General features: G+C 38.1%; 11 protein-coding genes and 2 other annotated features. All 11 genes read left to right on the top strand.

Translation table 11 applies throughout. The features are described from left to right. Positions 1 to 4: 4 nt before the first annotated feature. The 11 genes from JF73_RS04755 to JF73_RS04705 all read left to right on the top strand — a co-directional run bounded on the left by JF73_RS04755 (position 5) and on the right by JF73_RS04705 (position 15,819). A complete protein-coding gene (locus JF73_RS04755) occupies positions 5 to 1,840 on the top strand; it encodes an FAD-dependent oxidoreductase (RefSeq protein WP_046327188.1) in 1,836 nt (611 codons plus the stop codon). A 4-nt stretch (positions 1,841 to 1,844) separates the two neighbouring features. Continuing rightward, on the top strand, positions 1,845 to 3,260 hold the full coding sequence (locus JF73_RS04750; protein ID WP_046327187.1) for a DASS family sodium-coupled anion symporter: 1,416 nt from the start codon (positions 1,845 to 1,847) through the stop codon (positions 3,258 to 3,260). A gap of 132 nt (positions 3,261 to 3,392) precedes the next feature. After that, positions 3,393 to 4,301 carry a glycosylasparaginase gene (locus JF73_RS04745; protein WP_046327186.1) on the top strand — a complete coding sequence of 303 codons (909 nt, stop codon included), beginning with the start codon at positions 3,393 to 3,395 and terminating at the stop codon, positions 4,299 to 4,301. A 58-nt stretch (positions 4,302 to 4,359) separates the two neighbouring features. After that, positions 4,360 to 4,998: a copper homeostasis protein CutC gene (locus JF73_RS04740; RefSeq protein WP_046327185.1), complete on the top strand. Its 639-nt coding sequence runs from the start codon at positions 4,360 to 4,362 to the stop codon at positions 4,996 to 4,998. Positions 4,999 to 5,053: 55 nt separating this feature from the next. Further along, positions 5,054 to 5,302, top strand: a binding site (T-box leader). Between the two features lie 99 nt (positions 5,303 to 5,401). After that, a complete protein-coding gene (gene brnQ / locus JF73_RS04735) occupies positions 5,402 to 6,787 on the top strand; it encodes a branched-chain amino acid transport system II carrier protein (protein WP_046327184.1) in 1,386 nt (461 codons plus the stop codon). 83 nt (positions 6,788 to 6,870) lie between these two features. Beyond that, positions 6,871 to 7,122: a binding site (T-box leader), on the top strand. A gap of 92 nt (positions 7,123 to 7,214) precedes the next feature. Continuing rightward, a complete protein-coding gene (gene brnQ / locus JF73_RS04730; protein ID WP_046327183.1) occupies positions 7,215 to 8,588 on the top strand; it encodes a branched-chain amino acid transport system II carrier protein in 1,374 nt (457 codons plus the stop codon). A gap of 118 nt (positions 8,589 to 8,706) precedes the next feature. After that, on the top strand, positions 8,707 to 10,743 hold the full coding sequence (locus JF73_RS04725; protein WP_046327409.1) for a copper-translocating P-type ATPase: 2,037 nt from the start codon (positions 8,707 to 8,709) through the stop codon (positions 10,741 to 10,743). A gap of 185 nt (positions 10,744 to 10,928) precedes the next feature. Continuing rightward, positions 10,929 to 12,332 (top strand): class II fumarate hydratase, encoded by a 1,404-nt coding sequence (locus JF73_RS04720; RefSeq protein ID WP_046327182.1) that lies wholly within the window; start codon positions 10,929 to 10,931, stop codon positions 12,330 to 12,332. A 30-nt stretch (positions 12,333 to 12,362) separates the two neighbouring features. Next, positions 12,363 to 13,757, top strand: coding sequence for a flavocytochrome c (locus JF73_RS04715; protein ID WP_046327181.1), 1,395 nt, complete (start codon positions 12,363 to 12,365; stop codon positions 13,755 to 13,757). 407 nt (positions 13,758 to 14,164) lie between these two features. Beyond that, the gene (locus JF73_RS04710; RefSeq protein ID WP_046327180.1) at positions 14,165 to 15,094 is read left to right on the top strand and encodes an L-lactate dehydrogenase; all 930 of its coding nucleotides are present in this window, start codon (positions 14,165 to 14,167) and stop codon (positions 15,092 to 15,094) included. A 20-nt stretch (positions 15,095 to 15,114) separates the two neighbouring features. Further along, positions 15,115 to 15,819: an RraA family protein gene (locus JF73_RS04705; protein WP_046327179.1), complete on the top strand. Its 705-nt coding sequence runs from the start codon at positions 15,115 to 15,117 to the stop codon at positions 15,817 to 15,819. Positions 15,820 to 15,829: the final 10 nt, after the last annotated feature.

Below are 15,829 nucleotides of genomic sequence, written 5' to 3'. Positions count from 1 at the left end.
AAAAATGAAAATCAACGAAAAAACTAAGTGGAATGGTGTGTATGATGTAGTCGTTTTAGGTTTCGGTGGAGCCGGAGGCACGGCAGCTCGTTTTGCGGCAGAAAATGGTGCTCAAGTCTTATTAGTTGACGCTGCTCCTTATGGTCATGAGGGTGGTAACACCCGTTATTCAGCACAGCATGTTGCTATGGCACATGATAGAAAGAAGATTGCTGAATATTATGAGCAGCTGGCAGCGCCATATAATTTTGATCAGAAAACAATGGCTGTTTATCTTGATGGCTTTGTTAATATGCCGCAATATTTTAAGAAGTATTTTGGTATTGATCCTTTTATCTGGTCACGTGATAATCAACCGGGTGACCATTTAGCAAAGAAAAAGAATTTATGTGAGTATCCTGAATATCGCGGCTCTGAAACCTTTGATTTTGCTCTGGTTCATAATCAAGACTTTGATGCTGAACTATGGAAAGTAATTCGTGCTCAAGTAGTCAAAAATGCTGCCAACATTGATGTCTGGCTTAATTCTAAAGCAGAGCATTTATTGCAGGACGAGGCAACTGGTGAAATAGCTGGAGTAATTATTAATCGTAATAAGAAACAATATTATATTCATGCTCGCAAAGGAGTAATTGTTGCTACAGGTGGATTTGAAAATAATGAGCAGATGCAGCAAGATTACCTGCACGTCACTAAATTAACTCCGCTGGGCACTCTCTATAATAAGGGTGACGGGATTAAAATGACTGCTGAAGTTGGAGCAAAAATGTGGCACATGAGCAATTATGAGTCATTAGGCATCGTCCCCAGCTATGTAATTGCTGAAGGTGAAAATGAGCGTGGTCGGCAAGTTAGCGGCTGGCAAAATGTCAAATCAGGTGCGATTTTTGCGGTGGCAGACGACGGCACTCGCTTTATGCGTGAAGATGCCAAATTCAGACATGGTCATATCGCTGAACATGGAGACTATCTATTGCCTCACGCTTACGACAATGCTTGGTTGGTCTTTGATAATCAGCAATATCAAAAGTTTGTCTTAGAACAGAAACAAGGAAAACTCAAGTACGGTAAGTTCTTTGACAAGGTTGTTAGTGCCGGTTCACTGGCTGAATTAGCTCAAAAAATGAATGTACCGACCGCAAATCTGGAAAATACTGTTTCGCAATTTAACGAGTTTGCCACTAACGGCAAGGATATGGAATTTGGTCGTGCACCTGAGTCAATGACTAGTTTCGATTTAAAAGATGACGTCCATGCAGTTAAATTGGCTCCCGCAGTGCTTAATACCCAAGGTGGACCAGAACATGATGAGTTAGCCCGTGTACTTGATGTCAACAATCAACCAATCAAACGTCTCTACACAGCTGGTGAGCTTGGCGGAATGTGCGTCAATCGTTATCAGGGCGGTGGCAACTTAGCTGAATGCTTGATTTTTGGCAAAATTGCTGGAGAAAATGCTGCCAAGTTAGAGCCAATTGAAGATTCGATTAATTTAACGAAGAAGTTGCCGCGAATTAATGATCTTTTGGATGGTGAAAAGGACGATCAAATTGAGCTGGGACAAAATCAGTTTCTAGGATCTTCTGAAGCAGGTATTGGCGGTAGGATTTTGGTTCGCGTGACCTATTTTGATAATGAAATCAAAAAAATTGAAGTACTAGAAAATCATGAAACGGAAGGAATTGGCGCTGTAGCCATTGACCGTATACCCCAGGAAATGGTAAGTAATAATTCTACGAATGTTGATGCAGTTTCAGGAGCTTCTACCACAACTAATGCTTTAAAGGAAGCCGTGAATGCGGCGATTAAGAAAGCACAAAATAGCTCTAAAGGAGAATAAAGAAATGTCAGATAAAATTCAATGGAAAAAGTGGGTTTTACCACTAGCTATTGGCATTGGCTTATGGCTGTTAACTCCATTAAAACCAGCGGCAATTAACGTTCAAGCCTGGCACCTATTCGCCATATTTATTGCAACTATAATTGCCTGTGTAACTAAACCATTACCAATGATGGCAACTACAATAATAGCGGTGGTAATTGCTACATTAACCGGTATTTTTAAGATGGAAGAAGTCACTGCCGGCTTTGGTAATTCCACGGCATGGATGGTCGCTATGTGTATGTTTATGGCGGCCGGCTTTATTAAATCGGGTCTTGGTAAAAGAATTGCCTACTTCTTTGTCAAAACTTTTGGCAAGAGAACTTTAGGTTTGGCTTATGCCTTATCCCTAGTGGAGACTGTTCTGGCAGTTGGTATCCCAAGTAACAACGCTCGTGTTAACGGTATTATGTACCCAATTATTGATAACTTATCAAGAGAAATGGGTTCAGATCCTAAAAAGGGAACTGAGCGTGACATGGGTTCATTCCTGGTCTTTACAGAATACGAAGTTAACATCGTTACATCCACCATGTTTCTAACTGGTTTAGCCGGTAACATGGTGGCATTAGGAATAGCAAAGACCCAAAACGTTACTATTTCCTGGATGCAATGGTTTGTAGCTGCAATCGTACCAGGCATAATTTCCTTAATATTAGTACCTTTTATTCTATATAAAATTTACCCTCCTAAGATCAAAGAAACACCTAATGCTCATGCTTGGGCAGACAAAAAATTACAAGAATTAGGCAAAATGACAGCTGCAGAAAAAATTATGGGTGTGGTTTTTGTCCTGTCAGTTGCATTATGGTTAGTAGGCTCTAAGTTTGGCATTGACGCTACTTTAGTCAGCTTTATTGCAGTTGCATTACTATTGGTATTTGGCGTCATCAATGTTAAGGATATTTTAGGTCAAAGTTTTGCTTGGAACATCTTAACTTGGCTTTCAATTATCATGTTGATGTCTCAAAAATTAATGACTTTGGGCTTTTTCCCTTGGTTCTCAAAGACTTTAGGTAGTGCACTTCATGGTATGAACTGGGTTTTAGTACTGGTAATCTTATTCTTGGTTTACTTCTACCTCCACTATTTATTCCCAAGTGTTTCTACACAAATTTCTGCTCTATATGCAGGATTTCTCTCAATTGCGATCGGCGCCGGAGTGCCACCTATGATGGCAGCGTTAATGCTAGCTTTGGACGGTTCTTTATACTTGTCAACTTCAAGCTATTCGGCAGGTCCTGCCGCTTTGCTTTCTTCAACAGGCTATGTTTCTAACAAAGATTGGTGGAAACTAAGCGCCATAATTGGTGTTGTACTTAACATCATCTGGTTAGGCGGCGGTCTGGTTTGGACTAAAGTTATCGGCATGTGGTAATCAAAAAAGCTTTGAATAGTAGTATTCAAAGCTTTTTTATTTTGCCCGCCAAAGATTTTTATGATGGCACTTGTTACTTCTTCTGCTCTAGTTTAGTATTATTACTATACTAATTTAAAAGGAAGATTAAAAATGAATAATTGGGCGGTAATTTCAACGTGGAATATGTCTTATGAGGGCCTAAAAACCTCAGCAGACTTGTTAAAAAAGGGTACAGATGCCAAAGACGCAGTTGAAAAACTAATTAATCAGGTTGAATCTAATGCCGAGTATACTTCTGTTGGTTATGGCGGATTGCCCAACGAAAACGGCATCGTGCAAATGGATGCTGCCTTTATGGATGGTAATACACTCGCACAAGGTTCTGTAGCCGCTATTGAAAATGTCAAGCATGCGGTTTCTGTGGCGCGCAAATTGAGTTCAAACAAAACCAATAGTTTTTTAGTAGGTGAAGGTGCTAGCAATTACGCGATGAAAAATGGTTTTGAAATGACTAACATGCTTACTGCTAATGCTAAGAAAACATGGCAGCAAAAAGTTAAAGAGACTCATGAGCATGATGTTCACCCCTATGCTGGTCACGACACTGTTGGCGCAATCACTTTAGATCAAAATGGTGCTGTTACGGTAGCAACTTCAACATCTGGTTTATTTATGAAGAAAAATGGTCGGATTGGTGATTCTCCTTTATCAGGTTCAGGTTTTTATGCTGACAGTGATATAGGAGCAGCGGCTGCTACTGGTCTTGGTGAAGATATTATGAAAGGTTGTTTATCTTATGAAATTGTGCGGCAAATGTCTGCAGGTAGAAGCCCGCAAGAAGCATGTGACTCAGCTGTTTATTCTTTTTGTAAAAAATTAAAACAGCGCTATGGCCAAGTTGGTGAGATTTCATTAATTGCCCTGAATAATAAGGGGGAATGGGGTGTCGCAACTAATGTTGAATTTACTTTTTGTGTTGCTGATAATAAGCACAAAGCCCAGATATTTACTGCTAACCCTGCACCAAATAATAAAACCCAAATTTCAGCTTTTAACTAAATAATGATAAAATTGTCTGCTTGTGCTATTTTTACTAACTTTTGAGAAAGGAATTTAAATGTTAAAAGAAGCCTGTGTAGAAAATTTTACCGATATTGCTCGTGTAATAAAAAATGGCGCTCAAAGAATTGAATTAAATAATGACTTGGCGTTAGGGGGGACAACTCCCACATACGGTGTAATGAAAAAAGCCCTCGCTTATACTAAAAGCTGCAATATTCCAGTTGTAGTAATGATTAGACCGCGTGGTGGCAATTTTGTTTATAGTGCAAGTGAAATTGAGATTATGGCTAGTGATCTAACAATAGCAGCCAAATTAGGAGCACAGGGGGTAGCATTTGGCTGCTTAAATTCCCAAAACCATTTAAATAAGTTACAAATGAAACAGCTGCTTAGTTTGGCTCATTCTTTGAACATTGAAGTAGTCATGCACATGGCTTTTGACGAAATTCCCCAAAGAATCCAAAAGGCAGAGCTAAGCTGGTTGGCTGAACAGGGTGTTAAAAGAATTTTGACGCATGGCGGTGAGCTGAGCAAACCTATCTTGGCTAATATTTCCCACCTTAAGGAAATTATTTCTTGGGCAAAAGGACAGATAGAGATTTTACCCGGTGGTGGTATTACAAGCACAAATTGTGATTTTATTGCTGAAAAATTAAACGTACAACAAGTTCATGGCACAAAAATAGTGGCTTGATTTTTGAGGAAAACTTGACAATATTTTAATTAAAAACTAAAATACCTTTAATATCTTAAAAGCGATGAAGAGAAAAGTAAGTTTACTGGTAACGTACAGAGAGCTCTGGAGACTGAAATAGAGCCGCAAAAGCAAACTGAAAATCACTTGGAGCTATATGGTGAATTAAAGTAACCATTATTGGTAACACCCATTATTGTGTTAGCGTATCGCATATTGCCGTACGTGAAGTGATTGGTTAAATTAATTTGAGATAATTTGCCAGTAAAAAAGGTGGTACCGTGCCAATTGAAGCACCCTGAATTCATTAAATTCAGGGTGCTTTTTTTATTTCAAATGGCAAAAAATTCACTGGAAGAAAAAATGAGCAATAACAATTTTTATTATAATTGGAGGTTTATGCATGAACGAACTTGAGCAAGATGTTAACCAGCAACCACTAACTTGGAAACAATATTTAGTTGTAGCATCTTTATTATTTGGATTATTTTTTGGAGCAGGAAACCTCATTTTTCCCATTCACTTGGGACAAATGGCGGGCGCAAATTGGCTGGTTGCTACTTTAGGTTTTTTGGTAACTGCTGTTCTATTGCCTTTATTATCGGTTTTGGCTATTAGTGTAACGCATGCCCAAGGCGTATATGACATTGGACTGCCTCTGGGTTCGACATTTGCCTTAGTTTTTATGATCTTAATTCACCTTACTATCGGACCTCTTTTTGGTACACCCCGTACAGCTAGTATTTCTTTTAAAGTAGGAATTGAGCCCATGTTGCCGCAGAACATGGCTCAAATTGGTCTGCTAATTTTTTCAACTATATTTTTTGTATGTGCGTTTGTGGTTGCTTATGAAGAATCAAACATTTTAACCAGCATTGGCAAAGTGCTAAATCCATTATTCTTGTTACTGTTATTTATCGTATTTCTGATGGGTTTCTTTTCGCCGATGGGTAGAGCTGCAGCTCAAAAAGTAACTTTAGCATACCAACAGGCTCCCTTTTTTAACGGCTTTCTGCAAGGCTATAATACGATGGATGCGCTGGCTGGATTAGCATTTGGGGTAACCGTTGTGACTGCTGTCAGACAAATGGGCAAAACCACTGCCAAAAGCAATGCTAAAGTCACTGCCAAAGCGGGTATACTGGCAACTTTAACTATTGGTGTCATCTATGTAGCTTTGATCTGGCTGGGTGCAACCACCTTGCAACATTATCGAATTGCTGCAGATGGTGGCACTACTTTCAATCAAATAGTGACTTATTATTTGGGCAATGTGGGGCATGCGCTTCTAGCTAGTCTGATTACAGTGACGTGCTTAACTACTGCGGTCGGTTTAATCGCTGCTTTTGCTCAAGATTTTCACCGGAGCTTCCCTAAAGTTAGTTATCATACCTGGTTATTTTTAATGACATTAGCTTCATTTTTGACTGCTAATTTTGGTCTGGACACTATTATTGCCTGGTCCACACCAATGTTGATGTTTCTCTATCCTTTTGCAATGGTTTTAATTCTGCTTTCAATTACTGCGAATTTATTTAACAAAGATAGAGTGGTATATTTCTGGACTGTACTGTTCACACTTGTTCCTGCATTTTTAGATATGATCGCTGCTTTTCCACCTGTAGTAAGCCAAAGTTCGTGGGCACTGGCCTTAAAAGGTGTGCAAATGAAATTCCTGCCTTTTGCGGCAATTGGAATGGATTGGATTATTCCAGCCTTACTAGGATTAACAATTGGTTTAGCATGTCATTATGTGGTAACAAGAAAAGTCAAATCTTTACAAAATTAGTAATGTACCATCTAAATTTTAACGGTGTTTTTAAAATTATAGTTGACATGAAAAAAGGCATTGATTAAAATATCATTAATATTGATAAAGCGATGAAAAGATAAGTAAGTTTGCATGTAGCGTTTTAGAGAGTCCTGTAGCTGAAAATGGACCGTGATGGCAAACTGAAAGTAACTTTGAGCTATATGGTGAATGATTAGTAGCTTATATTGGTGACACCCATTAACGTGTTAGCGTATCGTAATTTTTACCGTACGTGAAGTGACTGTGAGATTTTTTAGCAGTAAAAATGTTTACAGTAATATAGGTGGTACCGTGCTGACAGCACCCTTGATTAAATCAAGGGTGCTTTTTTATTGCCCTATTATTTATCAAAGTTTTTTATCATATTAATTTGTGTTTGATTTTCTGTTTAGGAGGAATCATGATGGAAGAAATTGAACAAGATGTGAATACCAAACCCTTAACTTGGAAACAATATTTAGTTGTTGCTTCTTTGTTATTCGGATTATTTTTTGGTGCTGGTAACTTGATTTTTCCTATTCATTTGGGGCAGCTTGCAGGAGCTAATTGGGGGATGGCTACTTTTGGCTTCTTAGTGACTGCAGTTTTATTACCACTTTTAGCTGTACTCGCAATCAGTGCCAGTCATGCCAAAGGTGTTTACGACATTGGTAAACCATTAGGTAAAATTTTTGCCCTGTCTTTTATGGTTTTGATTCATTTAACTTTAGGACCATTATTTGCAACGCCGCGGACTGCTAGTATTTCATTTTCAGTGGGCTTGCAACCGGTCTTGCCCAAATCTGTGGCGAAACCGGCATTACTGGTGTTTTCTGCAATCTTTTTTATATTGGCATTTATTATTTCATACCAGCAATCCACCATTTTGGATAGTATAGGTCGTATTCTAAATCCATTATTTTTGTTGTTGCTGTTTTCCGTCTTTTTATTAGCAGCTTTTTCACCTATGGGTGCGGCAAAGCAGCAAAACGTAACTGCTGCTTACCAAACTGCTCCATTTTTTAATGGCTTTTTAGAAGGCTATAACACGATGGATGCATTAGCGGGCTTAGCTTTCGGTTATACAATCGTTTCTGCTGTCAGACAGCTGGGAAAAACCTCGGCTAAAAGCAACGCTGAAGTTACAGCTAGGGCAGGAGTCATTGCGACCGGTGCTATAGGAGTAATTTATGTGGGCTTAATTTGGTTAGGAGCAACTACTTTAAACCATTTTAAAGTTTCAGCAGAAGGCGGCACTGTTTTTAATCAAATCGTGACTTATTATTTAGGTAACTTTGGTCATGCTTTGCTGGCTACATTGGTTACCTTGACCTGTCTAACAACCGCAGTTGGCTTGATTGCAGCGTTTGCCCAAGATTTTCACCGTAGTTTTAATAAAATCAGCTATCATGGTTGGTTGACAATAATGACGTTCGTTTCTTTTATTACTGCTAATTTTGGTCTAGATACTATTATTTCGTGGTCAACACCAATGCTGATGTTTTTATATCCTATAGCAATGGTCTTGATTATTTTATCTATTTCCGGCTCTCTTTTTGACCGTGACCCAATTGTCTATTTCTGGGGGATTGCTTTAACCTTTATTCCAGCTATCTTGGATATGATCGCCTCTTTTCCCCCTGTTGTTAGCAAGCAGCCGTGGGCACTGCAGTTAAAATCATTTCAAATGCGCTTTTTACCCTTTGCAGATATCGGAATGGACTGGGTATTTCCAGCTATTGTGGGTTTGGCAATAGGTTTTGCCATCCATTTTTATCACGCAGCCAAAAACAAATAGCTCAACATATAGTTCATGTTATTAAAGCTAATTTTTTGACACCATCTGTTTATAAAAGTAGATTAAACTAAAGAGCAAAATTTGGTTTAAATAGATGGGACTGAGCAATTTGAACAATATGGATATGAACGACAATCATAATATGAATCATTCAATGAATAACAATGATTCATCCATGCAAATGGGTGGCCATGATATGATGATGCATGGCGGGCACATGATGCATATGGGCAATTTGAAGAAAAAGTTCTGGGTTTCTGTGATTTTATCTTTACCGATTATATTTTTATCACCAGCGATGGGAGTCCATTTGCCTTTTCAGTTCTCTTTTCCGGGTTCTGAATGGGTAGTGGTGATCTTCGCAACTGTGCTGTATTTCTATGGGGGAGAACCTTTCTTATCCGGGGCGTATTATGAAATAAAAGATAAAAAGCCCGAAATGATGACCCTTATTTCCTTGGGTATCACTACGGCTTATATTTATAGCCTGTATGCTTTTGTAAAAAATGATTTGCTAAACAGTAAAGTTCATGTAATGGACTTTTTCTGGGAGCTGGCAACGTTAATTTTAATTATGCTTTTAGGACATTGGATAGAGATGACATCTGTCATGAATGCCAATAGTTCTGTTCATGATTTAGCAAAACTTTTACCTGATAAAGTTCACGTACAATCAGGTGATCAAGTTAAAGATACGGCAATCAATGATGTACAAAAAGATGCAGTTATATTGGTAAAAGCTGGTGAAAGTATTCCATTAGACGGTGTCATCATCACCGGTTCAAGCCAAGTTAATGAATCATTAGTGACTGGTGAATCACGCGAAATTACTCGTAAAAAAGGTGATAAAGTAATTGGCGGCTCTATTAATGGTTCTGGCACATTAACTGTCAAGGTCACCAATTCAGCTAACTCCGGCTTTTTAGCAAACGTCAATAAACTTGTTGAGTCTTCACAAATGAACAAGTCAAAATTACAAAATTTGGCTGATCGAGTTTCAAGCTGGCTGTTTTACGCTGCGTTAATTTTCGGTATTATTGCTCTAATTGTCTGGACTAGTTTGCGGGGAATAGCAGGTGGGCTAGAACGGATGGTTACCGTTTTAGTAATTGCTTGTCCGCATGCTTTAGGGTTGGCAATTCCGCTGGTAAATGCTAAGAGTACCTCAATCGGTGCTAAAAATGGCTTATTGATCAGAAATCGCAACGTGATCAGCGTCAGCTCTAAAATTAATTATTTGCTTTTAGATAAAACTGGCACTCTGACGGAAGGCAAGTTTCAAGTGCGCAAATGTGACAGCTTGAATAAGTCGTACAGTGCAGATGAAGTAATTAAACTGATCGCTTCACTTGAGCAAGATTCTAATCACCCGATTGCGCAAAGCATTTTACAGTTTGCTAAGGAAAAAAATATTGAGCTCTATCCATTGTCAAATAGTAAAACACTTGACGGCAAAGGCGTTGCTGGAACTTTAAACAGTAAAGATTACCAGTTAGTAAATGAAAAAACAGCTAGAAGTATTGTCAATAATTTTCCACAAGTTGATGCTTTAAACTACACCTCGAGTTACTTGATTGCGGGCAATGAACTTTTAGGTTACGTTGCCGTGGGAGATGAGATTAAGACTAACGCTGCTGAACTAATTAAACAAATTAAAGCTTTGAATATCACGCCCGTGATGCTAACTGGGGATAATGAAAATGTTGCCCAAAACATTGCCCAAAAACTTGGAATTACAGAAGTTCACTCAGGTTTAATGCCGCAAGACAAGCAAAAAATTGTGGCTGAATTACAAGATAAAGGTCAAAAGGTAATGATGGTCGGTGACGGTATCAATGATGCTCCTAGTTTGGCTAAAGCTGATATTGGTGTAGCCATTGGTGCAGGTACTGATGTTGCGGTGGATTCAGCTGACGTGGTCTTAGTTAATAGTGAACCACTGGATATCATTAGTTTTTTGAAACTAGCGCAGCATACCCAAAGAAAAACTGTCCAAAATTTATGGTGGGGTGCTGGCTACAATATTGTGGCACTACCACTTGCTGCTGGTATCCTAGCTCCATGGGGGATTTTACTTTCCCCAGCAGTCGGTGCGATCTTAATGTCGCTCTCAACTGTAATAGTAGCTATTAATGCTGAAACACTAAAAATATAAAAATTTGATTAAGGCACTCAATAAGAGTGCTTTTTTGCTAAAATAAAATAAATTTTAAAATTTTAAAATGATAGCCCTTTTATTTTAAAATATTGAAAATAAAACTAAAAATCTGTATTATGAGTGCAAGAGAATATTACTGCTTTTAATAGCTAAAATACTAACATTTGAAAAGGAGATCTAGTATGAGTAAAGAAGAATATCGTGTTGAAAGTGATACAATTGGCCCTGTTAAAATTCCTAAAGATGCACTGTGGGGTCCGCAAACTGAAAGAAGTCGTAACAATTTTCCCAGTGGTGAATTAATGCCCCTTGCAATTATTCGTGCTTTTTTACATTTAAAAAAAGCTGCAGCTGAATCGAATGTAGAAGTCGGCGATGAACCAGTAGAAAAAGGGCAAGCTATTGAGGAAGCGATTGATCAACTATTAAAATTAGATGATCATGAATTGCGTCAAGATTTTCCTTTACACGTATTACAAACCGGTTCTGGTACTCAGAGCAATATGAACGTTAACGAAGTAGTAGCTAACCTAGCTAACAAGATGCATCCAAATTTGGATATTTTACCCAATGATGACGTTAACAGAGGACAATCTTCAAACGATACATATCCCACAGCAATGAATATTGTTGCAGTTGAAGCTTTAGATAAGCTTGAACCTGCCGTGCAACACTTAATTGACGAACTAAAAATTAAGCAGGACAAGTATTGGAAAACCGTCAAAGTTGGCCGTACTCATTTACAAGATGCTACTCCGATAACTTTCGGTCAAGAGGTTTCTGGCTATATTTCAGCTTTAAAACATGATTTATCCTATATCAAAGAACTTAAGCCAACATTATATGAACTTGCAATTGGTGGCACAGCTGTTGGGACAGGCCTCAATGCTGCACCGGGAATGACTGTCAAAATTGCTGACAAACTGTCTAAAGTCTACGGCCATGATTTTAAAGTTAATACCAATAAGTTTTGGGGTTTAGCTCACCATTCTGGCATAGATGTTGTCCATGGTGCTTTAAAAACCTTGGCTGCTGACATGTTTAAGATAGCCCAAGATATAAGATTCTTGGCATCAGGTCCCAGAGCAGGCTATCACGAACTTAATATCCCCGCTAATGAACCAGGTTCTTCGATTATGCCTGGCAAAGTTAATCCTACTCAGGCTGAGGCGGTAACAATGGCCGCTGCGAAAGTCTTTGGCAATGATACTACAATTACTTTTGCCTGTTCACAAGGAAATTTTGAAATGAATGTCTACAAAACAGTTATGATCACCGCGTTTTTAGATTCATGTGATATTTTAACTGGAACTATTACAGGCTTTGCTGATAAAATGATTGCTGGTTTGACTGTTAATGCTGCAAAAATGGACGATCTGCTTGAGAGTTCTTTGATGACAGTGACTGCCTTGTCACCTCATATTGGCTATCACGCAGCTGCTAAGATTGCACAGACTGCGGATAAAGAAGGAACAACGCTTAAAGAAGCAGCACTCAAAAGTGGCAAATTAACTGAAAAGGAATATGATGAATGGATGGATTATATGGAAATGACCAATATATCTCAGACTAATCCTGAAAAATAAATCTTTTAAATTTCTGTAGAGGAGAAATCAATGGGTAAATTCGTTTTTACGCCTAATAAGGCTTCTGAAATACAAGAAAGTTACGACGCAATTATAATCGGTGCAGGGGGTGCCGGCTTAACTGCAGCTATTCAGGCTCATGAATTAGGATTGAATGTTGCTGTCTTTGAAAAGAATTCTGATTTAGGTGGAAACACAAACAGGGCTTCTTCTGGAATGAATGCTTCTGAAAGTCTTGTTCAACTAAAACAGGGAATCATAGATGATAAAGAAGATTTTTACCGTGAAACTCTCAAAGGCGGAGGATTGATGAATGACCGTGAACTTCTACGCTATTTTGTCGATCATTCTGCTCTTGCAATAGATTGGCTAATGGATCACGGTATAGAGCTAACTAATTTAACTATTACTGGTGGGATGGGCAAAAAGAGAGCTCATCGTCCTGCTTCAATGGAACCGGTAGGCAATTATTTAGTAACTGGAGCCTTAAAGCAAATACAAGAAGATAAAATACCAGTTTTTAATAATGCAAAAGTAACTAAGCTTTTACAAGATAACAAACAGCAAGTAACTGGTGTTCAGGTTGATACTCTGAATGGACAAGTAAAAGTGAGTGCAAGCGCTATTCTTTTAGCTTCAGGTGGCTTTGGTTCATCTAAAGAATTAATTAAAAAATATCGTCCTGACCTTGTAAATTATAAGACTACGAATCAGCCCGGTGCTACTGGCGATGGTTTAAAGCTTGCCGGTCAAATTGATGCACAGCTGGAGCAAATGGATTTTATTCAAGTACATCCAACTGCACAAACTGATAGTGACCACGTCTACTTGATAGGAGAAGGCTTAAGAGGAGAAGGAGCTATCCTAGTTAACAAATCTGGTAAAAGATTCGTCAACGAGTTAAGTACACGTAAAATTGTTTCTGACGCAATTAGCAACTTAAATGAAAACGGCGCTTTTTTGATTTTCGATCAAGGTATTAGAAATAACTTTACTGCTGTTGAATTTTATGATCACGTAGGATTGGTTAGTCATGGAGAATCAATTTCTGATCTAGCTCAAAATATTGGTGTCACAGCTTCCAACTTGAACGAAACTATTACTAATTGGAATGAGTCTGTCACAAATAAAACAGATAAAGAATTTGGCAGATCAACGGGAATGGAGCATAAAATTGCGCAGGGACCATTCTTTGCAATTCATATTAACCCGGCCATTCACTATACTATGGGTGGTATCCATATAAATCCCCAAACCGAAGTTTATGATACAGATGGCAACATAATTAAAGGACTCTATGCTGCGGGAGAAGTTTCAGGTGGATTACACGGAAATAACCGAATTGGTGGCAACTCGATTGCTGAAACAGTCATTTTTGGTAGGCAAGCAGGAATACAAATGAGCAAGTTCGTCAAAAACCAATAACTATAATTTAACTAAATTAGTGTTTGAAAAAGAATTGTCAGCCATTGGCAATATTGTTAGGTATTTTGCTAGATTCCACTTTTGTAAGCTGTGGTTTTGCACTGATGTGTCTATTAAAATTATAGCTTTATATAAATAAGATTATATTTAATAAATTTTAAGTTCTTTGTCGTTTAGCATCGGCGAAGGGCTTTTTTTATTATTTTTGGTTCCTAAATAAGCGCTATGTCGAAAATACTAATTTTTGCATTATTGACAAACCGAATTTTAAATATGTAAGACTGTTTTTATTTTAAAAAATTGAAAAAATAAATTATTTATTTTAAATATTGCAAATAACGGGAATAAAATTTATAATATTGATGTAAGTGATTACATTTTTAAAAAATTCGAAAGGAAATGACTTAATGAATAAAAAAGTATTATTGGTTGGAGACGGAGCTGTAGGTTCAACTTTTGCAAATGATTTGCTGCAACATACTAGTGTTGACGAGTTAGTAATCTGTGATGTGCTCAAGAAACGTCCGGTGGGAGATTCAATGGATTTGGAAGATATACTGCCTTTTACAGGCGAGTGTAATATTCATTCTGGTGAATACTCCGATGCAAAAGATGCTGCTGTGGTTGTGATTACAGCAGGCGTTCCCCGCAAGCCAGGAGAAAGTCGGCTTGATCTTGTGAATAAAAATGTTAGCATCTTGAAAAGTATCATTCAACCAGTAGTCGAATCTGGCTTTGATGGTATTTTCCTAGTTTCTGCTAATCCAGTTGATATATTGACAACTTTAACCCAAAAACTATCCGGCTTTCCTAAAAATAAGGTAATAGGTACGGGAACTTCGCTTGACACTGCTCGTTTAAAAGTAGACTTAGCTAAGAGATTAAATGTTCCTGTAGCTGAAATTAATTCTATGGTATTAGGCGAACATGGTGATACATCTTTTGAAAATTTTGATGAATCAACTGTTAGCGGTAAATCACTAAAAGAATTTGCTAATATTGATGATCATATTCTGGACCAAGTGGAACTGAATATTCGTCAAAAAGGTGGAAAAATCATTGAAAATAAGGGTGCAACATTTTACGGCATTGCGATGATGTTAACGCAAATTGTTACTGCAATATTGACTAATCGTTCAATTGCTTTGCCTCTATCTGCACCAATTAATGGTGAGTATGGTATTAAAAGCAATCTTTATTTAGGCACTCCTGCAGTAATCGACGGGTCTGGAGTCAGTCAGGTGATTGAAACTGAACTTTCAGAACCTGAAAAGGCAAAGATGGTGAACTCGGCTACCAAAATGCAGGAAGTGCTAGATAATATCACTTTAGATTAATTAAAAAGAAGGCATAAATAATGCAGGTTGGAAAAAGAATTTTTTTACAAAGGAATCTTCCGCAAAAGGAATTAATTGCTGCATATAAAAAGCTGCCCTCATCAAATGTAGCTGACTGTATGAATAGGACAGGTGCAATGGCGCCTAGAATCAGACTGATGTCGCACCCACATGAAGAAATGTGTGGTCCAGCTTTCACAGTTCATAATCGTCCCGGTGATAACTTAACTATTTATGCGGCTTTAAAGTATTGCCACGAAGGCGACGTGGTTGTCATTGATAATGAAAATGACAATACTAGGGCGGTTATTGGTGAAGTAATGATGACATGGCTGCGCGATCAAAGACATGTAGCTGGTGTAGTTGTTGACGGACCTATACGAGACATTGATAGTTTAAGCAACTGGGATTTGCCTATTTATGCTGTAAGTACAACTCCGGACGGTCCCTACAAGGAAGGTCCAGGAGAAATAAATGTACCGGTTTCTTGTGGTAACGTCAGTGTTAACCCCGGTGACGTCATTTTAGGTGACGCTGACGGTGTTATCAAAATCGCTTTGGAAGAAGCATCTGAATTGTTGCCGATTGTTCAGGAATTTCATGAAAAAGATGAAGCAAAAGCTGCTAGTTTTCATGATGGTTCAGGAAATATAGATTGGCTTGATGAGGAATTAAAGAATAAGAATTATGAAATTATCGACGATTTTTATCGTCCGGAAAATTAAAAATTATAGG

The sequence above is a fragment of the Lactobacillus helsingborgensis genome, assembly GCF_000970855.1.
GTDB classification, from domain to species: Bacteria; Bacillota; Bacilli; order Lactobacillales; family Lactobacillaceae; genus Lactobacillus; species Lactobacillus helsingborgensis.
This window is presented reverse-complemented; position numbering and strand designations above follow the sequence as displayed.

What these genes read in the sequence shown, in the direction of transcription:
- JF73_RS04720 (WP_046327182.1), top strand. Translation starts at nt 10,929, where the DNA reads ATGAGTAAAGAAGAATATCGTGTTGAAAGTGATACAATTGGCCCTGTT.
- JF73_RS04725 (WP_046327409.1), top strand. Translation starts at nt 8,707, where the DNA reads ATGGATATGAACGACAATCATAATATGAATCATTCAATGAATAACAAT.
- JF73_RS04750 (WP_046327187.1), top strand. Translation starts at nt 1,845, where the DNA reads ATGTCAGATAAAATTCAATGGAAAAAGTGGGTTTTACCACTAGCTATT.
- JF73_RS04705 (WP_046327179.1), top strand. Translation starts at nt 15,115, where the DNA reads ATGCAGGTTGGAAAAAGAATTTTTTTACAAAGGAATCTTCCGCAAAAG.
- JF73_RS04740 (WP_046327185.1), top strand. Translation starts at nt 4,360, where the DNA reads ATGTTAAAAGAAGCCTGTGTAGAAAATTTTACCGATATTGCTCGTGTA.
- brnQ (WP_046327184.1), top strand. Translation starts at nt 5,402, where the DNA reads ATGAACGAACTTGAGCAAGATGTTAACCAGCAACCACTAACTTGGAAA.
- JF73_RS04745 (WP_046327186.1), top strand. Translation starts at nt 3,393, where the DNA reads ATGAATAATTGGGCGGTAATTTCAACGTGGAATATGTCTTATGAGGGC.
- JF73_RS04715 (WP_046327181.1), top strand. Translation starts at nt 12,363, where the DNA reads ATGGGTAAATTCGTTTTTACGCCTAATAAGGCTTCTGAAATACAAGAA.
- brnQ (WP_046327183.1), top strand. Translation starts at nt 7,215, where the DNA reads ATGGAAGAAATTGAACAAGATGTGAATACCAAACCCTTAACTTGGAAA.
- JF73_RS04755 (WP_046327188.1), top strand. Translation starts at nt 5, where the DNA reads ATGAAAATCAACGAAAAAACTAAGTGGAATGGTGTGTATGATGTAGTC.
- JF73_RS04710 (WP_046327180.1), top strand. Translation starts at nt 14,165, where the DNA reads ATGAATAAAAAAGTATTATTGGTTGGAGACGGAGCTGTAGGTTCAACT.